Below are 16528 nucleotides of genomic sequence, written 5' to 3' on the forward strand. Positions count from 1 at the left end.
GACCTGGCACTCCGCATAATACCGTTCTCGGCATAATCGGCGCGGCCCACCAGAACCCGGTGGCTGGGGGCGTTTTCGCCGGTGGCGCGCAGGTCGGGGACGATGCGCACGCCCTTGGCCTGGACGCTGAGGGTGACGATATCGCCGGTGAATTCGTTCGAGCCGGTCTTCTTGAAGGTGCCGATGGTTGCCATTTTTGATCTCCGTTTTCCGTTTCCGAGCCCGCACCATTGCGGCCTCGATGGCGATCGGTGGGACGGAGACGACCGACGCCGCACCCCTTCAGGGGCTTGACGGCCAAGGAGAACTTTCTTGCTGCGCGAGGAATGACGGTCCTGCCGTCAGGGGAAGAAAGTTTGACGCGGCCGTTGCGGCAAGTCGGTCGAGGCAAAGCCGGTCTTCGGCCAGATCAGGCCATTGAAGAGGCCGTTCTGGAGCGGTCGAGATACGGGGGCAGCAACGGAGATCAAGGCAACCCGAGACACCCACAGAAAGACATAACCGGCACGATCACCGGCTTCGTCCCTCCCTCCCGTTCCGGGGCCAGCGTTCCGCCCGTTTCCTGCCTGCCTCCCGCCCACGCCCTCAGCCACCGGGATCTGGTTCATTGCCAGACCGTTCCGCCAGAAATCCTTGCGCTTCATCGAGCCGTGACGCCCGGCCTCATGCCGATCCGTCATGGCGGTTCGATACTGACCGTTTCGACGACGGGGACGGTAAGACGTGCATGATCCGTCAACTGACCTTGCCGTGCTCGGCGAGGAAGTCGAGCAATGCCCGGACGCGCGAAGGCAGTGGCCCTCCCTGGCCGACATAAACCGCATGGATCGCCTCCTTCTCGCCAGCCGCGAGGTGAGAGAGCACCGGAACCAGCCTGCCGGCGGCGATGTTCTCCAGCCATATGGTCGCCCTTCAACCGAAGCGCCGCCCTCCGAAACCTGCTCGATCTGGCAGACGAAATGAAGCGGTCGCTACGGGACGATTGAACGGGCGCCGATATTGATGCCGCAGCGTCTCAGGCGCGAACAACGCCGCCGTTCGCCGGGCCGGCTGCCGCCATTCCGGCAACCCGTACAAACGCCGTGATGCCGACAACGATGGCGCCGATGACGGAGAAAATCATCTGCCAAGTTTCCGAGGGCATGGTGTGCTTGACGATGCCGTGCGTCGCATGGAACCCGGTCATTACCGCCGGGGCAACGAAGATGAGCGAGATCAGGAGCCGCGCCCAGACAGGACGGATGAGCATCAGGAGGGCTTGACCGGCAGCCAGTGTCAGCCCCGCCGCCGCGAAGCCGACGAAGATCGCGCCGAGCCAGCCCGCGCCGGTGTCATAGGCCCATCCTCCGGCAGTAAGGCCGAGGAAGAATGGCAGTGCGAACACCGCGAGGTTGAACAGCAGCCAGCACATGGCGCCGATGGCTGCAATGGATACGAGAATGCCGAGAACGATCATGGTGGTGTCTCCGTGCGAATATCTCTGACGGTCGCGCCTTCCACCACCACCACGGCGCAAACCGGAGAATAGCAGAAGTGCTGCATCTGTTCGAGTGGATGCGGTCGCATCCGTGCTGGTATTGGGGCGGCGCTTTACGCGCCGCCCTTTCCGAAGCGATAGACCGGGATGCCCATCTTGCGGGCCTTGTCGGCCAGGTTGTCCTGGATGCCGGTGCCCGGGAAGACGATGACGCCGATCGGTATGGTGTCGAGCATCAGGTCGTTGCGCTTGAAGGGCGCTGCCTTGGCATGTTTCGACCAGTCGGGTTTGAAGGCGACCTGCGGCACCTTGCGGTTGTTGGCCCAGGTGGCGGCAATGCGTTCGGCGCCCTTGGGCGATCCGCCATGCAGGAGCACCATGTCGGGGTGCTTGGAATGGACCTGATCGAGCTTGTCCCAGATCAGCCGGTGATCGGTGGTGTCGCCGCCGGTGAAGGCGATCTTCGGGCCGGCGGGCAGCAGCACCTCGTTGTCTGCGCGTCGTTTGGCGGCGAGGAAATCGCGGCTGTCGATCATCGCGGCGGTCATCTTGCGATGGTTGACCTTCGAGCCGTTGCGCGGCGACCAGGGTGTGCCGGTAGTCTTGAGGTAGATGTCAGCGGCGGTCTCCCGGAAGACCTCCATGCTGTCGCGCCGTTCAATCAGGCTTTGGCCGATGCCGATCAGCGTTTCCAACTGGACGGATTTGACCTCGGAGCCGTCCTGTTCGCGCTGGAGGCGCTTCTGTGCCTGCTCGTTGCCGTCGAGCTTGGTCTCGATCCGCTCGACCGCGCGGTGGAAGGTGTTGACGGTCGACCAGAGGATTTCGTCGAGGTCGAAATCGAGGCTGGTGTCGGCCATGGTGGAAATCAGGGCGTCGAAGATGTCGGCTACCGCACCCTGGATGGTGTGGTCTTCGGGTGTGATCCGGGGATCGGCCTCGTCCTCGGCGGGGCGATAGCCGTAGAGCTGAAGTTCGTCGATGACATGGCCGGTCGGGGAAGAGCTGTGATCGGGTTCGAATTCGTCATGCGCGTACATGGGATGCTCCGTCGTCTGGACCGCGACCGTCGCGGCCTTCATGGCGACGAAAGCCCACGGGCGATCCGGTCGGGCAGCCCGAGCCCTGGCGAAGGGCCTTGATGGCAAAGCCCGGCTGATTTGTTTCGCGCTGTAAAGGCGGGCTTGCCCGCCGACGGAAATCAGTCGGGCGCCGCCATTGCCGGGCCGGATCGTTTGTGGGCCGATCGCCCTCTGAGAAGGCCAAGGCGCGGCCCCCTTGACGACGTGATGGGCGTCCTTCGCGCATGACCGGGATCACCCGCCCGATCACGGCCCTGACCGGCTATGCCATGACGGGCATGAAGCGGCTGACGTCCTGCGGGGCGATCTGCACCCGGATCTGCGCCCGAAGCGCCTCCCGCCCGCGGTGGTAGAGATCTTCGTTGAAATCCCCCAGCATGGGCGAGATGGTGATCGCCTCGATTCCGGCCTCGTTCGCCCGGTCGACCAGGCAGGCCAAAGCGCGGTCGCCTGCCGGATCGTTGTCTCGCGCGATATAGAGCCTGCGCAGGTTTGCCGGGAATAGGATGGCGGAGAGATGTCCGGCCGAGAGAGCGGAAACCATTGGCATCAGTGGCAGAACCTGACGAAGCGACAGCATGGTTTCGATGCCTTCGCCTGCCGCCATGACATCCTCGGCCATACCGAACCGGACGGCGTGTTCGAGCAGGTCTCCCATCGCCTTGCGCTGCGTCTCGACAGGCGCCTTGTTCGAGCCGTCGCGCGCCAGCCAGGTGCGATGCGCGCCGGTGATCCGACCTTTGAGATCGGTGACGGCAGCGATCATGGCGGGCCAGGCTTGCGTCGGGCCATGCCCTTCCGGCCTGTAATAGCAGTTCGGATGGAAGCGCAGATTTCCGGTTCCGTGCAAATCCGTAATGCCGCGTCCGTGCAAATACGTCTCGACGATCGTGCCTGCGATCGGTCGCGCCATGCTGACGAGCCGCCGCGCGGCTTCCGCCGATCCTGACGGTGCGGGCGCCGGATTCGACCGTGGCTGATCCGGCATCGGGTCTGGTTGCGGCAAGCTGAGGAAATGCCGTGCCTCTTCGGCGACATCGGCGAAGTCCACCAGGCCCAGGCTTTCGCGGATCACGTCGAGGAGGTCGCCATGCGCCCCTTCGGCCGGGTCTTGCCATTTGCCGGCGGCGCCCTTGCCGGATTCCGGTCCCGTCAGCCGGACGAACATCGAGCGACCGGGTGTATTGTGCACGTCGCCAACCTGCCAGTAATTGCCCTGCTTGCGCCCGTTGGAAAGATAGTGGCGGCACACCGCCTCGGCCTGCCCGCCGAGACGTTGCGCCAGTTTGGAAGCGTCGTGTCGTGCCATTACGCCGCCTCCCGCTCGGAAATACGGGCGATGGCATAGGTGTCGATGAGCTTGCCGAGAACGGCGATACCGCCTGCATCGACGGGGACGAAGAACCGCAGCTTCCACGAGATGATCTCGGTAAAGAGCCCATAGGCGCGCAGGCGCTCGCGCATGGCGTCGGTGAAGCCGGACAGTTCGATCCGGTTCGTTCCCATGACGCGTGCCCGCCGGAGCTGGAGACCTTCTGCGAGATCGAGAATGGTCCGGCCTTCCAACAGGGCGGCATGCGCCTGTTCCGGCGTGAGGCTGGTGCTGCCGGTCGCCCCGGCATTGGCGGCCCAGGCCGGTGAGACGCGGCGGCCGATGATCCGCTCGCCGTCATCGGTCTGAAGGCGGTAAACCCGGCTCGATTCCTGGGGCAGACGTTTCCAGACCGGAAGGAGCAGCCCCGCGACAATATGCAGGGTGCCGTCGGTGAACTCCGGCACCTCGGACAGTTCGCGGCTCCAGACGGCGGCGAAGCTGTCGCGATCCGCTTCGGTCCAATGGGTATCGCCCATCATGCGCAGCGGCATGTTCTGCGCTTCCATCGGTCGGATCAGGCGGATGCGGCGCTCGATCTCGCCATCGTCAAGCATGACGCTGGTGGTCGGCACCTGCACTACGGCACGCCCCGATCGCTCGTTGATCAGGAGCTTGGCGCGCGGATCGGCAAGTTCGGCCAGGGCGGCATCGAGCAGGATGGGCCGGTTGCGCTTGCGCTCGGTGATGGTCAGGAGCCGGGTCTCTGCGCCGGTCGCCGGATGGGTGTAGATGGCGGTGCGATCGGTGACGATGAAGCTTTCGGCGGTCCGCGTCTCCAGCCCGACATCATAGATGCCGCTGGCGATTGCTCCCTCGATCTTCGCTTCCAACAGTTGCTCGAAGGCGGTGAAGAGGATGCCCTGAAGCTCGATGGTCAGCGCCAGCAGGCGGTTGAGGAAGGTGGTGATCGCTGGCAGCTCGTCCTTGATGCCGTTCGAATCCATCAGCTTCAGGCCGGTGGCGGACTCGAACCGGTCGAGCGAGCAGCCCTCCACCTTGCCGCGCACGAGCAGCAGGTAGAGTTGACGCAGCGCATCGCGCGCATAGGTGCTTTCCAGATTGTCCTCGGGGCGAAACAGCCCCTGACCGCCGGTCTGGCGCTGGCCCCGCGTGATGGCGCCGAGCGTGTCGAGCCGCCGGGCGATGGTCGACAGGAAGCGCTTTTCGGCCTTCACATCGGTCGCGATGGGCCGGAAGAGCGGCGGCTGTGCCTGGTTGGTTCGATTGGTTCGGCCAAGGCCCTGAATGGCGGCGTCGGCCTTCCAGCCCGGTTCCAGCAGATAATGCACGCGCAGGCGCTGGTTCTTCGCGGAAAGCTCGGCATGATAGCTGCGGCCTGTGCCGCCCGCGTCCGAGAAGATCAGCACACGCTTCTGGTCATCCATGAAGGCGGCGGTTTCCGCGAGATTGGCCGAAGGGGCGCGGTTCTCAACGGCAAGGCGGATGTTTGCGCCGTCGCCCCGGCGAACGATCCGGCGCGAGCGGCCTGTCACCTCGGCTACGATACCCGTCCCGAAATGCTGGACGATCTGGTCGAGCGCGCCGGGCACGGCCGGTAGGGAGGCGAGATGCTCGATCATCTCGTCGCGCCGGGCGACGGCTTCGCGACTCTCGACGGGCTGGCCATCGCGATAGACCGGACGCGAGGAGAGATTGCCGTCGCCGTCGGTGAAAGGCTCATAGAGCTGCACCGGGAAGGAATGCGCGAGGTAGTCCAGGCAATATTCCCTCGGCGAGATGTCGACGCGGACGTCGTTCCATTCCTCGGTCGGGATCTCGGCCAGCCTGCGTTCCATCAGCGCTTCGCCGGTGGAGACGATCTGGATGACGGCGGCATGGCCAGCCTCCAGATCGCCGGTGATGGCGCGGATCAGGGTCGGCGTCTTCATCGAGGTCAGCAGGTGGCCGAAGAAACGCTGCTTTGCGCTCTCGAAGGCCGAGCGGGCGGCGGATTTGGCCTGCCGGTTCAGCGTGCCTTCGCTGCCGGTGATGTTGGCGGCCTCCATCGCTGCGTCGAGATTGTTGTGAATCACGGCAAAGGCCCCGGCATAGGCGTCATAGATGCGACGCTGCTCGTCGGTGAGCTGATGCTCGACCAGCTCGTATTCGACGCCATCATAGGAGAGCGACCGGGCGGTATAGAGGCCGAGCGCGCGCAGGTCGCGGGCCAGCACCTCCATTGCCGCCACGCCGCCGGCCTCGATCGCCTCGACGAATTCGGCCCGGGTCGCGAAGGGGAAGTCTTCGCCGCCCCAGAGCCCGAGGCGCTGCGCATAGGCGAGATTGTGGACGGTGGTGGCCCCGGTGGCCGAGACATAGACCACGCGCGCATCTGGCAGGGCGTGCTGGAGCCGAAGGCCGGCGCGTCCCTGTTGCGAAGCGGCGACGTCGCCGCGTTCTCCCTTGCCGCCACCGGCGTTCTGCATGGCGTGGCTCTCGTCGAAAATGATCACTCCATCGAAATCGGAGCCCAACCATTCGACGATCTGCTTCACCCGCGAAACCTTTTCGCCGCGGTCGTCGGAGCGTAGCGTGGCATAGGCGGTGAACAGGACAGCTTCGGAGAGCGTGATCGGTTTCCCCTGGGGAAAGCGTGACAGCGGCGTGACCAACAGCCGTTCCATGCCGAGCGCTGACCAGTCGCGCTGCGCATCCTCGATCAGCTTGTCGGATTTGCTGACCCAGACCGCCTTGCGGCGCCCACGCAGCCAGTTGTCGAGGATGATCCCGGCCGACTGGCGACCCTTGCCCGCGCCGGTGCCATCGCCAAGCATGAAGCCACGCCGGAAGCGGACAGCGCCTGCCGCCCCCTCTGCCGCGGCCGTCATCGTGTCGAAGGTCTCGTCGAGCGCCCAGGAACCGGCGAGATACTCGCCATGCGCTTCACCGGCATAGATCACCGTCTCAAGCTGGGCGTCGGACAGAAGCGCGCAGATATTCTCCGGCAGCATCGGCCGATAGGAAGGCTTCGGCGGTGCGACCGAGGCCATGGCGGCGGATTGCACCAGCTTGGTCGGATGGGCCTCGGCCCCGGAAATACGGATCGACTGCAAGCCGTAAGCCTCATAGATGGCCTCGGTCAGATGGGCGCCTTCAGGCGGCGTCCAATCGACGGTCTCATAGGCGAGTTCAACGCCTGCGGGATCGGCGACCGCGACGGGCGCTGGCCGCGACGCAGCCGTGCGCGCGAGATTGCCGCGCACCGTCTTTGGGGCGGCAGGCACTGCCACCTTCGGCAGCGTGACCGGCAGGCGCGGTGGAACATTGGCCTCGATCCAGCCGAGCAGAGTGGCGATATCGGGCGCGGTGCCAGCGGAAGCGGGAAAAACCATAGCGTCTTCGGCGGCGATCTTGTCGATGACCGTCAGCCGGGTCGGGAATGTCGTGCCGTGCCTGGCATAGACCGAGCCGTCGATAGCAGCGGTGAAGACGACGCGGCCGCGCTCCTGCAGGCGGACGAAGGCATCGCGCCAGTCGGGCGCATCGGGCGCGAAGTTCGCCCCGGTGATCGCGACCAGCCGACCGCCCGGCGCAAGCCGCGCCAATGCCGAGGCGATATGACGGTAGGTGGCGTCGGCCATGCGGCCCGACACATGCGCCATGGCGGAGAATGGCGGGTTCATCAGCACCACGGACGGCATGGCGCCGGCATCGAGATGATCGTCGATCTGCGCCGCGTCAAAGCGGGTCACGGCGTAGGCCGGAAAGAGGCAGGACAGGAGATCGGCACGGGTATCGGCCAGTTCGTTCAGGATCGGAAAACCGCCTGCGACCTGCGCCAGGATGGCGAGCAGCCCGGTTCCGGCGGAAGGTTCCAGCACCACATCATCGGGACCGATCCCGGCGGCGGTCAGCGCGGCGAGACCGAGCGGCAGCGGGGTTGAGAATTGCTGCCGGGCCTGGCTTTCCTCGGAGCGGCGGGTATGCGTCGGCAGAAGCCCGGCGATCTTCGCCAGCACGGAAAGCCGCTGAGCCGGCGAAGCGGCTTTACGGAAAAGCGCCTTTCCGTATTTGGTGAGGAAAAGGACGGTCGCGACCTCGCATGCCTCATAGGCATCCTTCCAGCTCCAGAGGCCGGTGGCATCGGAGCCGCCGAAACCGGTCTCCATGGCCCGGCGCAGGATCGCGGCATCGATACGCGCGCCGCGTTCGAGATGCGGAAGCAGCAGGCCGGCGGCGGCATGGATGGCTTTGGCGGGATCAAGTGATGCGGAGCCGAGTGACAACGGGGCCGCGGACGGGGCCGTTGCGGGGGACAGGTTGTTCATGGGAAAGCACCTTCGAGAGCGGATCAGGGAAAGCCCGGACAGCGCTCTCTCAACCGCCCGAACTCGCCCGGTCCCGGTCCACCTCTGACTCTCGAATGCATCCGCATGAAAAAAGCGCCCCGACCGTCAGGTGGGGCGCTTTGAGCGATCAGCCGAAACGACGACCCGCGTCGGTGAAGGTATATTCGTTGGCGATGATGGTCTCGTCGACGGCTTCGTCTGACGACAAATATTCGTATTCGCGCTCAAGCTGGCGGTAGAGCCAGCGCGCCAGATCACGCAGCGCCTCGATCACGACGTCCTCCGCGTCGGCGGTCATGTCCTGCCAGGTCGGGCTGTCGCGTTCGACCGCGATGGACATGCAATATTCGTGATAATAGTGGCCGCGATGGCTGGCCTCGGCGCGAAGCTGGTAGAAGTTCCGCTTCTGAACCGCCGACAGGGCATCGGCGATCCGGTGCAGCGTCGTATCCTGCGGTGCGTAGGAGCGGATCTCGGCGGAGGCGGCTTTCCGGTAGGTGTAGAAGCCTTCCCAGCACGCGCCGTCCCCCTGCGACCAGAAGCCCCGGAACCAGATGCAGGCATCCTGTCGTGATCCGCCGCCCATGAGGCCAACGGTGCGGGTCTTGAGGCGGATACCGAGGATTTCCGCGATGCGCTGGAAATCCTCGTACACCGCATCGTACCAGTCATAGTCGAAGCCGCCTTCGCGATACCAGCCGCGGGCATTGTCCTTGGCCGCGTCGGAAAGCTCCGCGAGCCGATAAACCGTGGTTTCGACGATCTCAGGCATCGGGATCACCTTCCTGCGGCAGACACGAGAAAGGGATAGAATATTCGGCCATATCAGCCTCCTGAAACGACAAGGCCCCGCGCGCTGGCCGGGCTGAATGAAGGAAGTGGACGGCATCAGGCGGCCTGCGGCATCCGAAGCAGTTCCGCCGAGGAAGCGCGCCAGAAGGGATCGGCCAATCGCGCTTCGAGATGACACGCCTGGAAGCGGAGATCGCGCGCTTGCACATCGTCGCCGCGTCCGGCCGCAGCAAAGGCCATGCCGCGCAGCCGGCTGGCCTCGGTGACGATGCGACGGGCTTCGCCGTCAGAGGCCACGGGCTGCTGCCAGAGAATGATCCCGGCGCGGACGATGCCACCGAGAACCAGTCCATGGTCACGATCCTGAAGGGTGATAACGCGGGGCTGAAAGCGCAGCATCTCATCCGCGCCAATGCGGATATCGCTGCGCGATACGCGCAGGGATGCGAAGGCCATGGCTTCTTCGGACGATGCCCGTTCGCCGAGCGCGATGGTCTGGTCGAACTGGACCGGTTCGTCAGCACCGCCATAGCTGGCTGTGCCATTGCACGAGATCCGCAGCGGCAGCTTCTGGGCAAGGCGAAGGTGGGGTAGCACCTGCGCTGCAAGTATCTGGCCGATCGGCGTGAAGGAAGTCTGGGTTGCATGGGTCATCGGAAACGCTCCGCGACGGGCGGCAAGAGCCTCTCTCTCACCCTCTGACCCGTCACGGCCGAACGGCCCGCCCTCTCACTCTCTCTTGCCGGGGCATTTTGTCCCGGCGCTGCTGCGGGTGGCGGGGCCGGACCCGCCGCACGGCAACGAGGCCCGGTGCGCTGCGCGCTCCTGGGCCGAAAAAGGGCTGAGGCGCTTGCGCGCCTCAACCGAAGGGATCGATTTCGAATTCCACCATGTCGTCGTCGCCATCGAACTCGGCGGCCGGCATGGCGCCGTGGGTTCCGTCTCCGGCCTGGAAGACGACGATCGAGACCATCAGGGTGGTGGCAAGGCTGGCGGCGAAGGCGGTGGCATCTGCGTAGGACATGGGTTCCGGCTCCTGTCTCTGGGAGGCGGGGGACCATCCCCCGCGCGANGATGAAGAGGCGGATCAGACCATGGTCAGCGAATGGAAGCGGGGGTGGTGCTTCGCATCTGACAGGAGCCGGAAACCCGTCGCAGACGGCATCGTCGTGCCAGCTTCACCTCCATCCCGGTCTCATCCTGATCGACGTTGTTCAGGTTGGGGGCGGAATCCATCCCTCGCTCACGACAATTGATGGCAGCTCTGGTGGAAATCGAAATCGATCCCTTGGCTTTGAAACAAGCCCATCATGGCAAGGCAGCCATTTGCCGCAACCGTTTATGTCATCGGGCAGCAAAACCGTTACACTTAAAAGACGATCCACCGGCATGACGGCCTTGGGGCCGGACGCGGGCCGCAAAAAAATGCCCGGCCACGAGGACCGGGCGAGTTACGGAAACGGAATTCAAAGCTGGTGCGGGTTGCGGGGCGACCAGAGCCGCCCCGCAGATGTTCATTCCACTGCAGCGAGATGATGCGTTTCTTCCTCTTTGTCGATGGTAGTATCCTCGTCGTCTTCGGTCAGAAAGTCCGGCAGCGCCTCGGCGTCGTCGGTTGCGGTATCCGGATCGGCCAGGCGCAGCGGCTCGGGCAGCCAGCCGGTATCGGCCAGCAGGCGTTCGGCCTCCTTGGCCATGTCGCCCTTCTTCAGATGGCCGATCAGTTCGGCGGCCCGCTCGCCAGCACCCTCGCGAACGGCTTCAAGGATGCGCGGCTTGGTCACACGGCCGAGATAGTTGCCGACCGTCGGCCTCCAGCCCGCATCGGCCACCATATCGAAGCCGGTGGCGCGAGCGATGCGGTCTGCGCCGGAGAGGCGGCGTTCGAGGCCGAATTGCGAGACCCCGGAACCGCTATGGATATTCGGCCGCTCGTAGAGGGCGTTGACGCCATAGCTGACACAATGAGCGAGCAACACCATGCGGCTCGTATCGTCGAGTTCAGTGATCCAGTCCCACAGCGCGCCTTCGTCGGACGGAATATCGGCTTTCCATGCGTCGAAGCGCTCGCCGATCGCCTTGGCCGATGGGCTGTCGCTGAGATCGCTGCCCTGCATTCCGAAATTCGGCTGATGCACGGAAATCTCCATGCAGCCAGTCGGCGCTGCATACTGATAGCGCTGCATGACCATGCGGTGGAGGAGCGCTGTCATCGCGACACGCGGGTTGTTGGCGAGCGCGTCATGAAGCGCCAGCGTGCGATGGGCGGTGAGTTCGATCACAAGCCGTTCGGGAAGCGGCTTGATACTGTCATCCTCTTCGTCCTCAGCGTCCACCGGCTCGCCGCCGATGGTGATGACGGCGCGCTGCACGCTGGCCTGGGCCGCGACCGCGCCGCCTTCGCTGCCAGGCTCGTCGTTGCCAGCATCGCTCTCGCCATCGATGGTGACGGGAGCCTCATCCTCGGGGCGAACAAAGCCGCGCTCAATCAGCAAGGTTCCATCGGAGTCGATGCTGACGAAGACACCCGCCTGCGGGATCTGCGCCGGATCGTAGGCCATCGGCCGGCGCTCGAATTCGTTCAGTGCCTGCTCGATCTCGCCAAGCCGCTCGTCGACCTCATCGGGCAGATCGTCCGCCTCGGCATATTCGGCTTCAAGGCGATCGTACTCCTCGCGCAACGCCTCGCGAGCAGCGCGCTCCTCGTCGGTCAGATCTGTCGGAGCGCCATCAAGCTCCCGCATGCGGTGCTCATGGCCATAGGGAAACGTGACGGCAACCTCGATCCACTTCCAGCCCTCGGCGGCGATTGTCTCGGCTTCTGCCTTCAGCTTGTCGGAGACCAGCCGGTCGAGCAGCACCGGGTCTTGCAACCAGCCACCATCGTCCTGCTGGAAGAGATCGCGCAGCACATAGCCGCCAGCGGCCTCATAGGTTTCGCCGCCGACGAATTGCGCCCGCTTGTCCGAGGCACGCACCGCTGTCTCGGTCAACATGCGGCGGATCTGCCAGGGTTCTTTCGACCAGCTATCCTTGATCGCATCCCAGACCTGTTCCTGACGGGCGTGGTCCTGGGTGACGGTGAAACCCATGAGCTGTTCTAGCGTCATGCCGTCCTCGGCATAGACGTCGTGCAGCACGGACGAGACCGAAGCGAGGCGCAGGCGCTGCTTGACGACCTTGACGTCGACGAAGAAGGCGGCGGCGATGGCTTCCTCGGTCATGCCCTTTTCGCGCATGGCCAGGAAGGCGCGGAACTGGTCGAGCGGATGCAGTGGTGCGCGCTCGATGTTTTCGGCCAGTGAAACCTCGTCGATGAGGATGTCGCCGTTCGCTTCGGAGACCACACAGGGCACCGGGGCGATCCTGGCGAGGCGCTTCTGTTTGACCAGCAGTTCCAGCGCCCGATAGCGACGCCCTCCGGCGGGCACCTCGAACATGCCGGTCTCCTTGCCTTCGGCATCGAGAACGGGACGGACATGCAGCGACTGGATCAGGCCGCGGCGGGCGATGGACTCGGCCAGCTCCTCTACCGAGATACCGGCCTTAACCCGCCGGACGTTGGACTGGCTCAACACCAGCTTGTTGAAGGGAATGTCGCGCGAGGACGCGAGGACGATCTTTTGAACGGCAGTGGCCATCAGTCTTACTCCGCGACGGGCGCCGAGAGCCTTTCTCTCGACCTCCAACCCGTCACGAAAAATCCACTCCTCCTCTCACTCTGATCCCGGCGTCGGCTGGCGGTCGTCGAGACCGGGAGGCAAGGCGCAAGGGGGGCGCGCGGAGGGGGATCACCCGGTCTGCACAAAGCGGATCGAAGTCATGACGAGGGTGCGAGAGCACATATCCGCGCGGCAGGCCGCGGACCCTCGTATCCTGATGTACAAAAGGGAGCGGCCAAGTCCTTGGCGTGACTGCAGGGAATGACTTTCCATTCCAATCACCAACATTAATCTCGGTGCAGTATTCTTTTTCAGAGCGTCTCAACGTAAAGTCGAAACTACAATATTTGGGGGGAGCGATCATGGATGGTGAAGCAAAGCCGTTGGAAACGCCGGATGCGTTCCTCAAGGCCTTGGGAGAGAGTCTAAAGGCAAAGGAAGGCGTCGATACCGACCTCGCTGGTATCCTAACCACGCACATTTTGAAGGCCGCTCCAGCGCCAAACGCTGTCGTTCAAGCGAAGGACGCCATTGTGAAACTCGCCGCTGAGCGGGCGAACCCACCGAAGGTCGAGGTGGCCAATGGCTGATCCTTACTTTCTTCAGTCTCTGAGTCTGACCGGGTTCCGGGCCTACCTTCAGCCGAAGACCTTTGATTTCAGCAAAAAGCGATGCCTGGCGATCTTCGCGCCCAATGGCAGTGGCAAATCCAGCTTCATCGATGCGTTGGAGTTCATGCTGTCGAAGGAGGGCACGCTGGATCGTTTGGGGCAGCGCACCATCAACAATCAGGCTGGTCCGATCGCTCTGGCGCACAATCTGGCCGAGGAAGCAAAGATTGTCCCAGCCGTGGCGATTGGTGTCATCTCGGGCAAGGATCTCACGAACGGCAGTCGCGCGGCGGCAGGTGCAAAGCGCCCGATTCCGGCAGTGGCGACTACCATCAATACCTGTTTTGCAGTGCCGCCGATTATTCGCGGCCACGCGCTCCGCACCTTTGTAGAAATCCACACGCCGGAGCAGCGCTACGCGGATGTCGCCAATTGGTTACAGCTCGGCCCGCTGGTCGATGTGCAGAAGAACCTTCGTTCGCTGCGCACGCAGATTAAGACCGCCGCCGAAGACCAGACGGCGCTCCAGCGCGTTGATGCACAGCTTGCTAAGGAAACGACCCAAGCGGTCAAATCCTGGGATGCAGCGGCGGTTCTCTCCCACGCCAATACGCTTATCATTGGGCCACTTGATCCCGCGCTCGTCCTCACCACCCTGGCAGCACTCGATCCGGCCTATGTCGAATTGGAGACTCGTGCCAAGGCAGAGGAGAACAAGATCGGACTCGCTGGCTTGCGACAGATTCGCAGCGCGGCGGCTGGCTTGTGGCTGGAGACGAAGGGCGCCGATAGTGATGAGATCGTCGTCATTGGCGCAATTTCGACCTTCGATTCTGCCGTGACCATGCTTATGGCGGCCGAAAGCAAGGAAGCTGAGGAGCGCGACAAAGCAGCCGGAACAGTATTTCAGGCGCTGTGGAAAGCCGCTGAACCGCTTTTCGCCGAAGGTGCGCCTGCACCAGAAGTTTGCCCGGTCTGCATCACACCGATCGCGGACACAGTGGCGGGAGGCCCAGAGGTGATCCGAGATCATGTCGCCAAACATCTCGAAGAACTGGCCGACTACGCAGCCGCCAAAAAAACGCGCGACGATGCCAAGACGGCGGCGACCAAGGCTCACACCCAACTGGTCGCGTCGCTTCCTGCGCTGATTGGTTTGCTTGGAGATGGTGACGCGGCGCTCAAATCCGATCTGGTTGCGTATCAGGCCGGCGTCGCCGGATGGCCCAAAAGTGCCGCTGCATCGTCGGCCAGCATTGTCGCTTCGATTTCCAAATTGCTGACCACCCTTGATAAAGCCATTTCCGACATCGAGGTGAAACAAGGAGATCACACCTATATCAAGGCCAAAGCGAAGATTGATCGCCTGCTGGAGCTAGATGGCGAACGCGATCTGGCGCTGCGGACAAATGAGGAGTTGGGGACGCTGTCCGATGCGCTGACGGTGCAGGCGGCAACAATCTCGGCCGAGATCCGAAAGAAGATCCAGGCGCTGCTCGATAAGCTCCAGGCCCCGATGAATGACATCTACAAGATGATCCAGGGTGCTGGAGCCAAGCTGATTCGGCTGGAACTGCCGGGAGAAGACGACAGCAACCAGCAGCGCCTCAATCTGCTAATCGATTTTGCCGCGAACCGGACAGGTGTGCAGCCGGGCGGCTATTTGAGCGACTCCCAGATCCATTCCGTGGCTCTAGCGCTGCGGATGGCCGCGATCAAGCAGTTCAATGCCAACGCGCCCATCATCGCGCTGGATGACATCGTCACCTCTTACGACGCCGATCATCGCCGCACCATTGCCGCGCTGATTGCTACCATGTTTGGTGACTGCCAGATTCTGATTACGACCCATGACGAGCGGTTCTTCAACTATCTAAAGGATCAACTCGAAGCGAAGACCTGGCACTTCACCCGGATCATCGGCCTTGATCCGGCCTATGGACCTCGATTTGCCGACCACAAGGTAAGCGACGAGATGATCGAGGCCCGCTGGGCGGACGGACAGTCGGCGGCCAATGAGATGCGCCAAGCAGAAGAGGAGTGGCTGCTCGGCCTATGCCGGGATTTTGGAGTCAGCGTTCGTATCCGCCCGCTGGAGAAGGCCTATTCCTACGAGCGCAGCGAGTTGGCGTCCGCGCTTGGCGGTTTACTCAAGGACGCCAAGTTGGAACCGGCGCTGGTGCCTGGCGTCAACAACCGCTTTCTCACGAGCTTGGCGACGGGCACGATCGAAAATTTTGGGAGCCATTTTCAGGATGTCCTTTACGGCGACGGCTCTATCGGTGACGAGAAGACGCGCTGGGAAGAGTTCAAGACGTTCCGCAGCCAGTTCGCTTGCAAAAAATGCAGCCGTACGAAATTCCAGCGGCCCCTCACGTTAAAGAAGCCGGTATGCGCCCATGGCGGATGTGAGGCCCAGTTCGAGTTCGCAGCAGCAGGAGCAGGAGCAGGAGCAGCATAATGGGAGGGCGATCGAAACCCGTTGAGTTGGCAACGCGCAACTTTGAAAAGCAGGGCGACGCTATGGCCTTCTTTAAGGCGATGCTAAATCGCTACCGTCCAGGTGAGCGAGTCAACGAAGAAGATGCTTTGGACGTCGCGGCTCTGCTCGAACGCCATACGGAATATGTCGCGAAAGTCGGCTGCGGTGTCAGCCACTTTCAGGTGATGATGACCGAGCATGGCACGCAGTGTTTTCGCATCATCCGCACAGACGGTAGCGGCACGGATTTTTCCTATCCGCACTGTATCACCCAGCGACCGCCCAGCCGTAAGCAGGAGGTTTCGCAGGCATTTCGGCGGGCTGTGCGCTTCGATTTGTATAAGGCGCGCGATGCCTTCTTCGCAACGCATGGCGACGCTAACGGCAACGCCACTTGCGCGGCGACGGGAGAGCGGATCACCCGTGAAGATGCCCATATGGATCATCGGCCACCGATGACCTTCGAGGTGATCGTGACCACATTTCTTTGCAGTCGTGGCCTCTGCCTCAATGACATTCCACTCACCACCGGGCAGGATGATCAGGTCTCCCCAGAGGTGACGGATCAGATGCTGTCCCAAGCGTTTCGATCTTACCACTCGTCCGTGGCGCGGCTTGATCTCGTGCGCAATACCGTCAATTTGGCCCAAGCGAACCGACATCGCCTAAAAGACGGGCGTATTTCTTTGGCTCAATGACCTTGCAAGAATTTTTGGATAGCTGGCCGTTCAGTCAGCTATGTCGAGCACGTGATAATA

At 63.2% G+C, this 16528-nt stretch carries 15 protein-coding genes and 1 pseudogene; 4 read left to right on the plus strand and 12 right to left on the minus strand.

The genetic code is table 11. The features are described from left to right. The 11 genes and pseudogenes from CEV34_RS10450 to CEV34_RS26985 all read right to left on the minus strand — a co-directional run. Positions 1–194, minus strand: a 194-nt coding sequence (locus CEV34_RS10450) for a DUF736 family protein (RefSeq protein ID WP_143853337.1), incomplete at its 3' end; no start/stop codon positions are given. A gap of 147 nt (positions 195–341) precedes the next feature. Continuing rightward, the gene (locus CEV34_RS26980; RefSeq protein ID WP_179253485.1) at positions 342–680 is read right to left on the minus strand and encodes a hypothetical protein; all 339 of its coding nucleotides are present in this window, start codon (positions 678–680) and stop codon (positions 342–344) included. 55 nt (positions 681–735) lie between these two features. Continuing rightward, a pseudogene (locus CEV34_RS10460) lies at positions 736–894 on the minus strand (LysR family transcriptional regulator); the annotation flags it as partial. Between the two features lie 121 nt (positions 895–1015). Then, positions 1016–1456, minus strand: coding sequence for a hypothetical protein (locus CEV34_RS10465; RefSeq protein ID WP_094543572.1), 441 nt, complete (start codon positions 1454–1456; stop codon positions 1016–1018). Positions 1457–1590: 134 nt separating this feature from the next. Next, on the minus strand, positions 1591–2517 hold the full coding sequence (locus tag CEV34_RS10470) for a DUF2493 domain-containing protein (protein ID WP_094543574.1): 927 nt from the start codon (positions 2515–2517) through the stop codon (positions 1591–1593). Further along, a complete protein-coding gene (locus CEV34_RS10475) occupies positions 2504–2785 on the minus strand; it encodes a hypothetical protein (RefSeq protein ID WP_094543575.1) in 282 nt (93 codons plus the stop codon). The genes CEV34_RS10470 and CEV34_RS10475 overlap by 14 nt, the downstream gene beginning before the upstream one ends. A 36-nt stretch (positions 2786–2821) precedes the next feature. Further along, positions 2822–3868 carry a DUF7146 domain-containing protein gene (locus CEV34_RS10480; protein ID WP_094543577.1) on the minus strand — a complete coding sequence of 349 codons (1047 nt, stop codon included), beginning with the start codon at positions 3866–3868 and terminating at the stop codon, positions 2822–2824. Continuing rightward, positions 3868–8202 carry a strawberry notch family protein gene (locus CEV34_RS10485; RefSeq protein ID WP_094543578.1) on the minus strand — a complete coding sequence of 1445 codons (4335 nt, stop codon included), beginning with the start codon at positions 8200–8202 and terminating at the stop codon, positions 3868–3870. The genes CEV34_RS10480 and CEV34_RS10485 overlap by 1 nt, the downstream gene beginning before the upstream one ends. A 148-nt stretch (positions 8203–8350) precedes the next feature. Continuing rightward, a complete protein-coding gene (locus CEV34_RS10490; RefSeq protein ID WP_094543581.1) occupies positions 8351–8995 on the minus strand; it encodes an antitoxin of toxin-antitoxin stability system in 645 nt (214 codons plus the stop codon). A 116-nt stretch (positions 8996–9111) separates the two neighbouring features. Continuing rightward, the gene (locus tag CEV34_RS10495; RefSeq protein WP_094543584.1) at positions 9112–9669 is read right to left on the minus strand and encodes a hypothetical protein; all 558 of its coding nucleotides are present in this window, start codon (positions 9667–9669) and stop codon (positions 9112–9114) included. 205 nt (positions 9670–9874) lie between these two features. Beyond that, complete coding sequence (locus CEV34_RS26985) at positions 9875–10039, minus strand: hypothetical protein (RefSeq protein WP_179253487.1); 165 nt, start codon at positions 10037–10039, stop codon at positions 9875–9877. A gap of 231 nt (positions 10040–10270) precedes the next feature. On the opposite strand from CEV34_RS26985, the gene CEV34_RS26990 reads away from it, so the two are divergent. Then, positions 10271–10408, plus strand: a complete 138-nt coding sequence (locus tag CEV34_RS26990) for a hypothetical protein (RefSeq protein ID WP_179253489.1) — start codon at positions 10271–10273, stop codon at positions 10406–10408. Positions 10409–10529: 121 nt separating this feature from the next. On the opposite strand, the gene CEV34_RS10500 is transcribed toward CEV34_RS26990, so the two are convergent. Next, positions 10530–12656, minus strand: coding sequence for a ParB/RepB/Spo0J family partition protein (locus tag CEV34_RS10500; protein WP_094543586.1), 2127 nt, complete (start codon positions 12654–12656; stop codon positions 10530–10532). A 383-nt stretch (positions 12657–13039) separates the two neighbouring features. Between CEV34_RS10500 and CEV34_RS10505 the strand changes: the two genes are divergently transcribed. The 3 genes from CEV34_RS10505 to CEV34_RS10515 are packed head-to-tail and all read left to right on the plus strand — an operon-like array spanning position 13040 to position 16468. Beyond that, on the plus strand, positions 13040–13267 hold the full coding sequence (locus CEV34_RS10505; protein WP_094543589.1) for a hypothetical protein: 228 nt from the start codon (positions 13040–13042) through the stop codon (positions 13265–13267). Further along, a complete protein-coding gene (locus CEV34_RS10510) occupies positions 13260–15749 on the plus strand; it encodes an AAA family ATPase (RefSeq protein WP_094543591.1) in 2490 nt (829 codons plus the stop codon). The genes CEV34_RS10505 and CEV34_RS10510 overlap by 8 nt, the downstream gene beginning before the upstream one ends. Beyond that, complete coding sequence (locus CEV34_RS10515; protein ID WP_094543593.1) at positions 15749–16468, plus strand: DCL family protein; 720 nt, start codon at positions 15749–15751, stop codon at positions 16466–16468. The genes CEV34_RS10510 and CEV34_RS10515 overlap by 1 nt, the downstream gene beginning before the upstream one ends. Positions 16469–16528 lie beyond the last annotated feature (60 nt).

This window comes from Brucella pseudogrignonensis (assembly GCF_002252525.1).
In the GTDB taxonomy this organism is placed as follows: Bacteria; Pseudomonadota; Alphaproteobacteria; order Rhizobiales; family Rhizobiaceae; genus Brucella; species Brucella pseudogrignonensis.

Bases quoted from the DNA above. Each gene is read 5' to 3' on its own strand.
- CEV34_RS10500 (WP_094543586.1), bottom strand. From the start codon at position 12,656: ATGGCCACTGCCGTTCAAAAGATCGTCCTCGCGTCCTCGCGCGACATT.
- CEV34_RS10480 (WP_094543577.1), bottom strand. From the start codon at position 3,868: ATGGCACGACACGACGCTTCCAAACTGGCGCAACGTCTCGGCGGGCAG.
- CEV34_RS10505 (WP_094543589.1), top strand. From the start codon at position 13,040: ATGGATGGTGAAGCAAAGCCGTTGGAAACGCCGGATGCGTTCCTCAAG.
- CEV34_RS10465 (WP_094543572.1), bottom strand. From the start codon at position 1,456: ATGATCGTTCTCGGCATTCTCGTATCCATTGCAGCCATCGGCGCCATG.
- CEV34_RS10490 (WP_094543581.1), bottom strand. From the start codon at position 8,995: ATGCCTGAGATCGTCGAAACCACGGTTTATCGGCTCGCGGAGCTTTCC.
- CEV34_RS26985 (WP_179253487.1), bottom strand. From the start codon at position 10,039: ATGTCCTACGCAGATGCCACCGCCTTCGCCGCCAGCCTTGCCACCACC.
- CEV34_RS10485 (WP_094543578.1), bottom strand. From the start codon at position 8,202: ATGAACAACCTGTCCCCCGCAACGGCCCCGTCCGCGGCCCCGTTGTCA.
- CEV34_RS10495 (WP_094543584.1), bottom strand. From the start codon at position 9,669: ATGACCCATGCAACCCAGACTTCCTTCACGCCGATCGGCCAGATACTT.
- CEV34_RS10470 (WP_094543574.1), bottom strand. From the start codon at position 2,517: ATGTACGCGCATGACGAATTCGAACCCGATCACAGCTCTTCCCCGACC.
- CEV34_RS10515 (WP_094543593.1), top strand. From the start codon at position 15,749: ATGGGAGGGCGATCGAAACCCGTTGAGTTGGCAACGCGCAACTTTGAA.
- CEV34_RS26990 (WP_179253489.1), top strand. From the start codon at position 10,271: ATGGCAGCTCTGGTGGAAATCGAAATCGATCCCTTGGCTTTGAAACAA.
- CEV34_RS26980 (WP_179253485.1), bottom strand. From the start codon at position 680: ATGACGGATCGGCATGAGGCCGGGCGTCACGGCTCGATGAAGCGCAAG.
- CEV34_RS10475 (WP_094543575.1), bottom strand. From the start codon at position 2,785: ATGCGCGAAGGACGCCCATCACGTCGTCAAGGGGGCCGCGCCTTGGCC.
- CEV34_RS10510 (WP_094543591.1), top strand. From the start codon at position 13,260: ATGGCTGATCCTTACTTTCTTCAGTCTCTGAGTCTGACCGGGTTCCGG.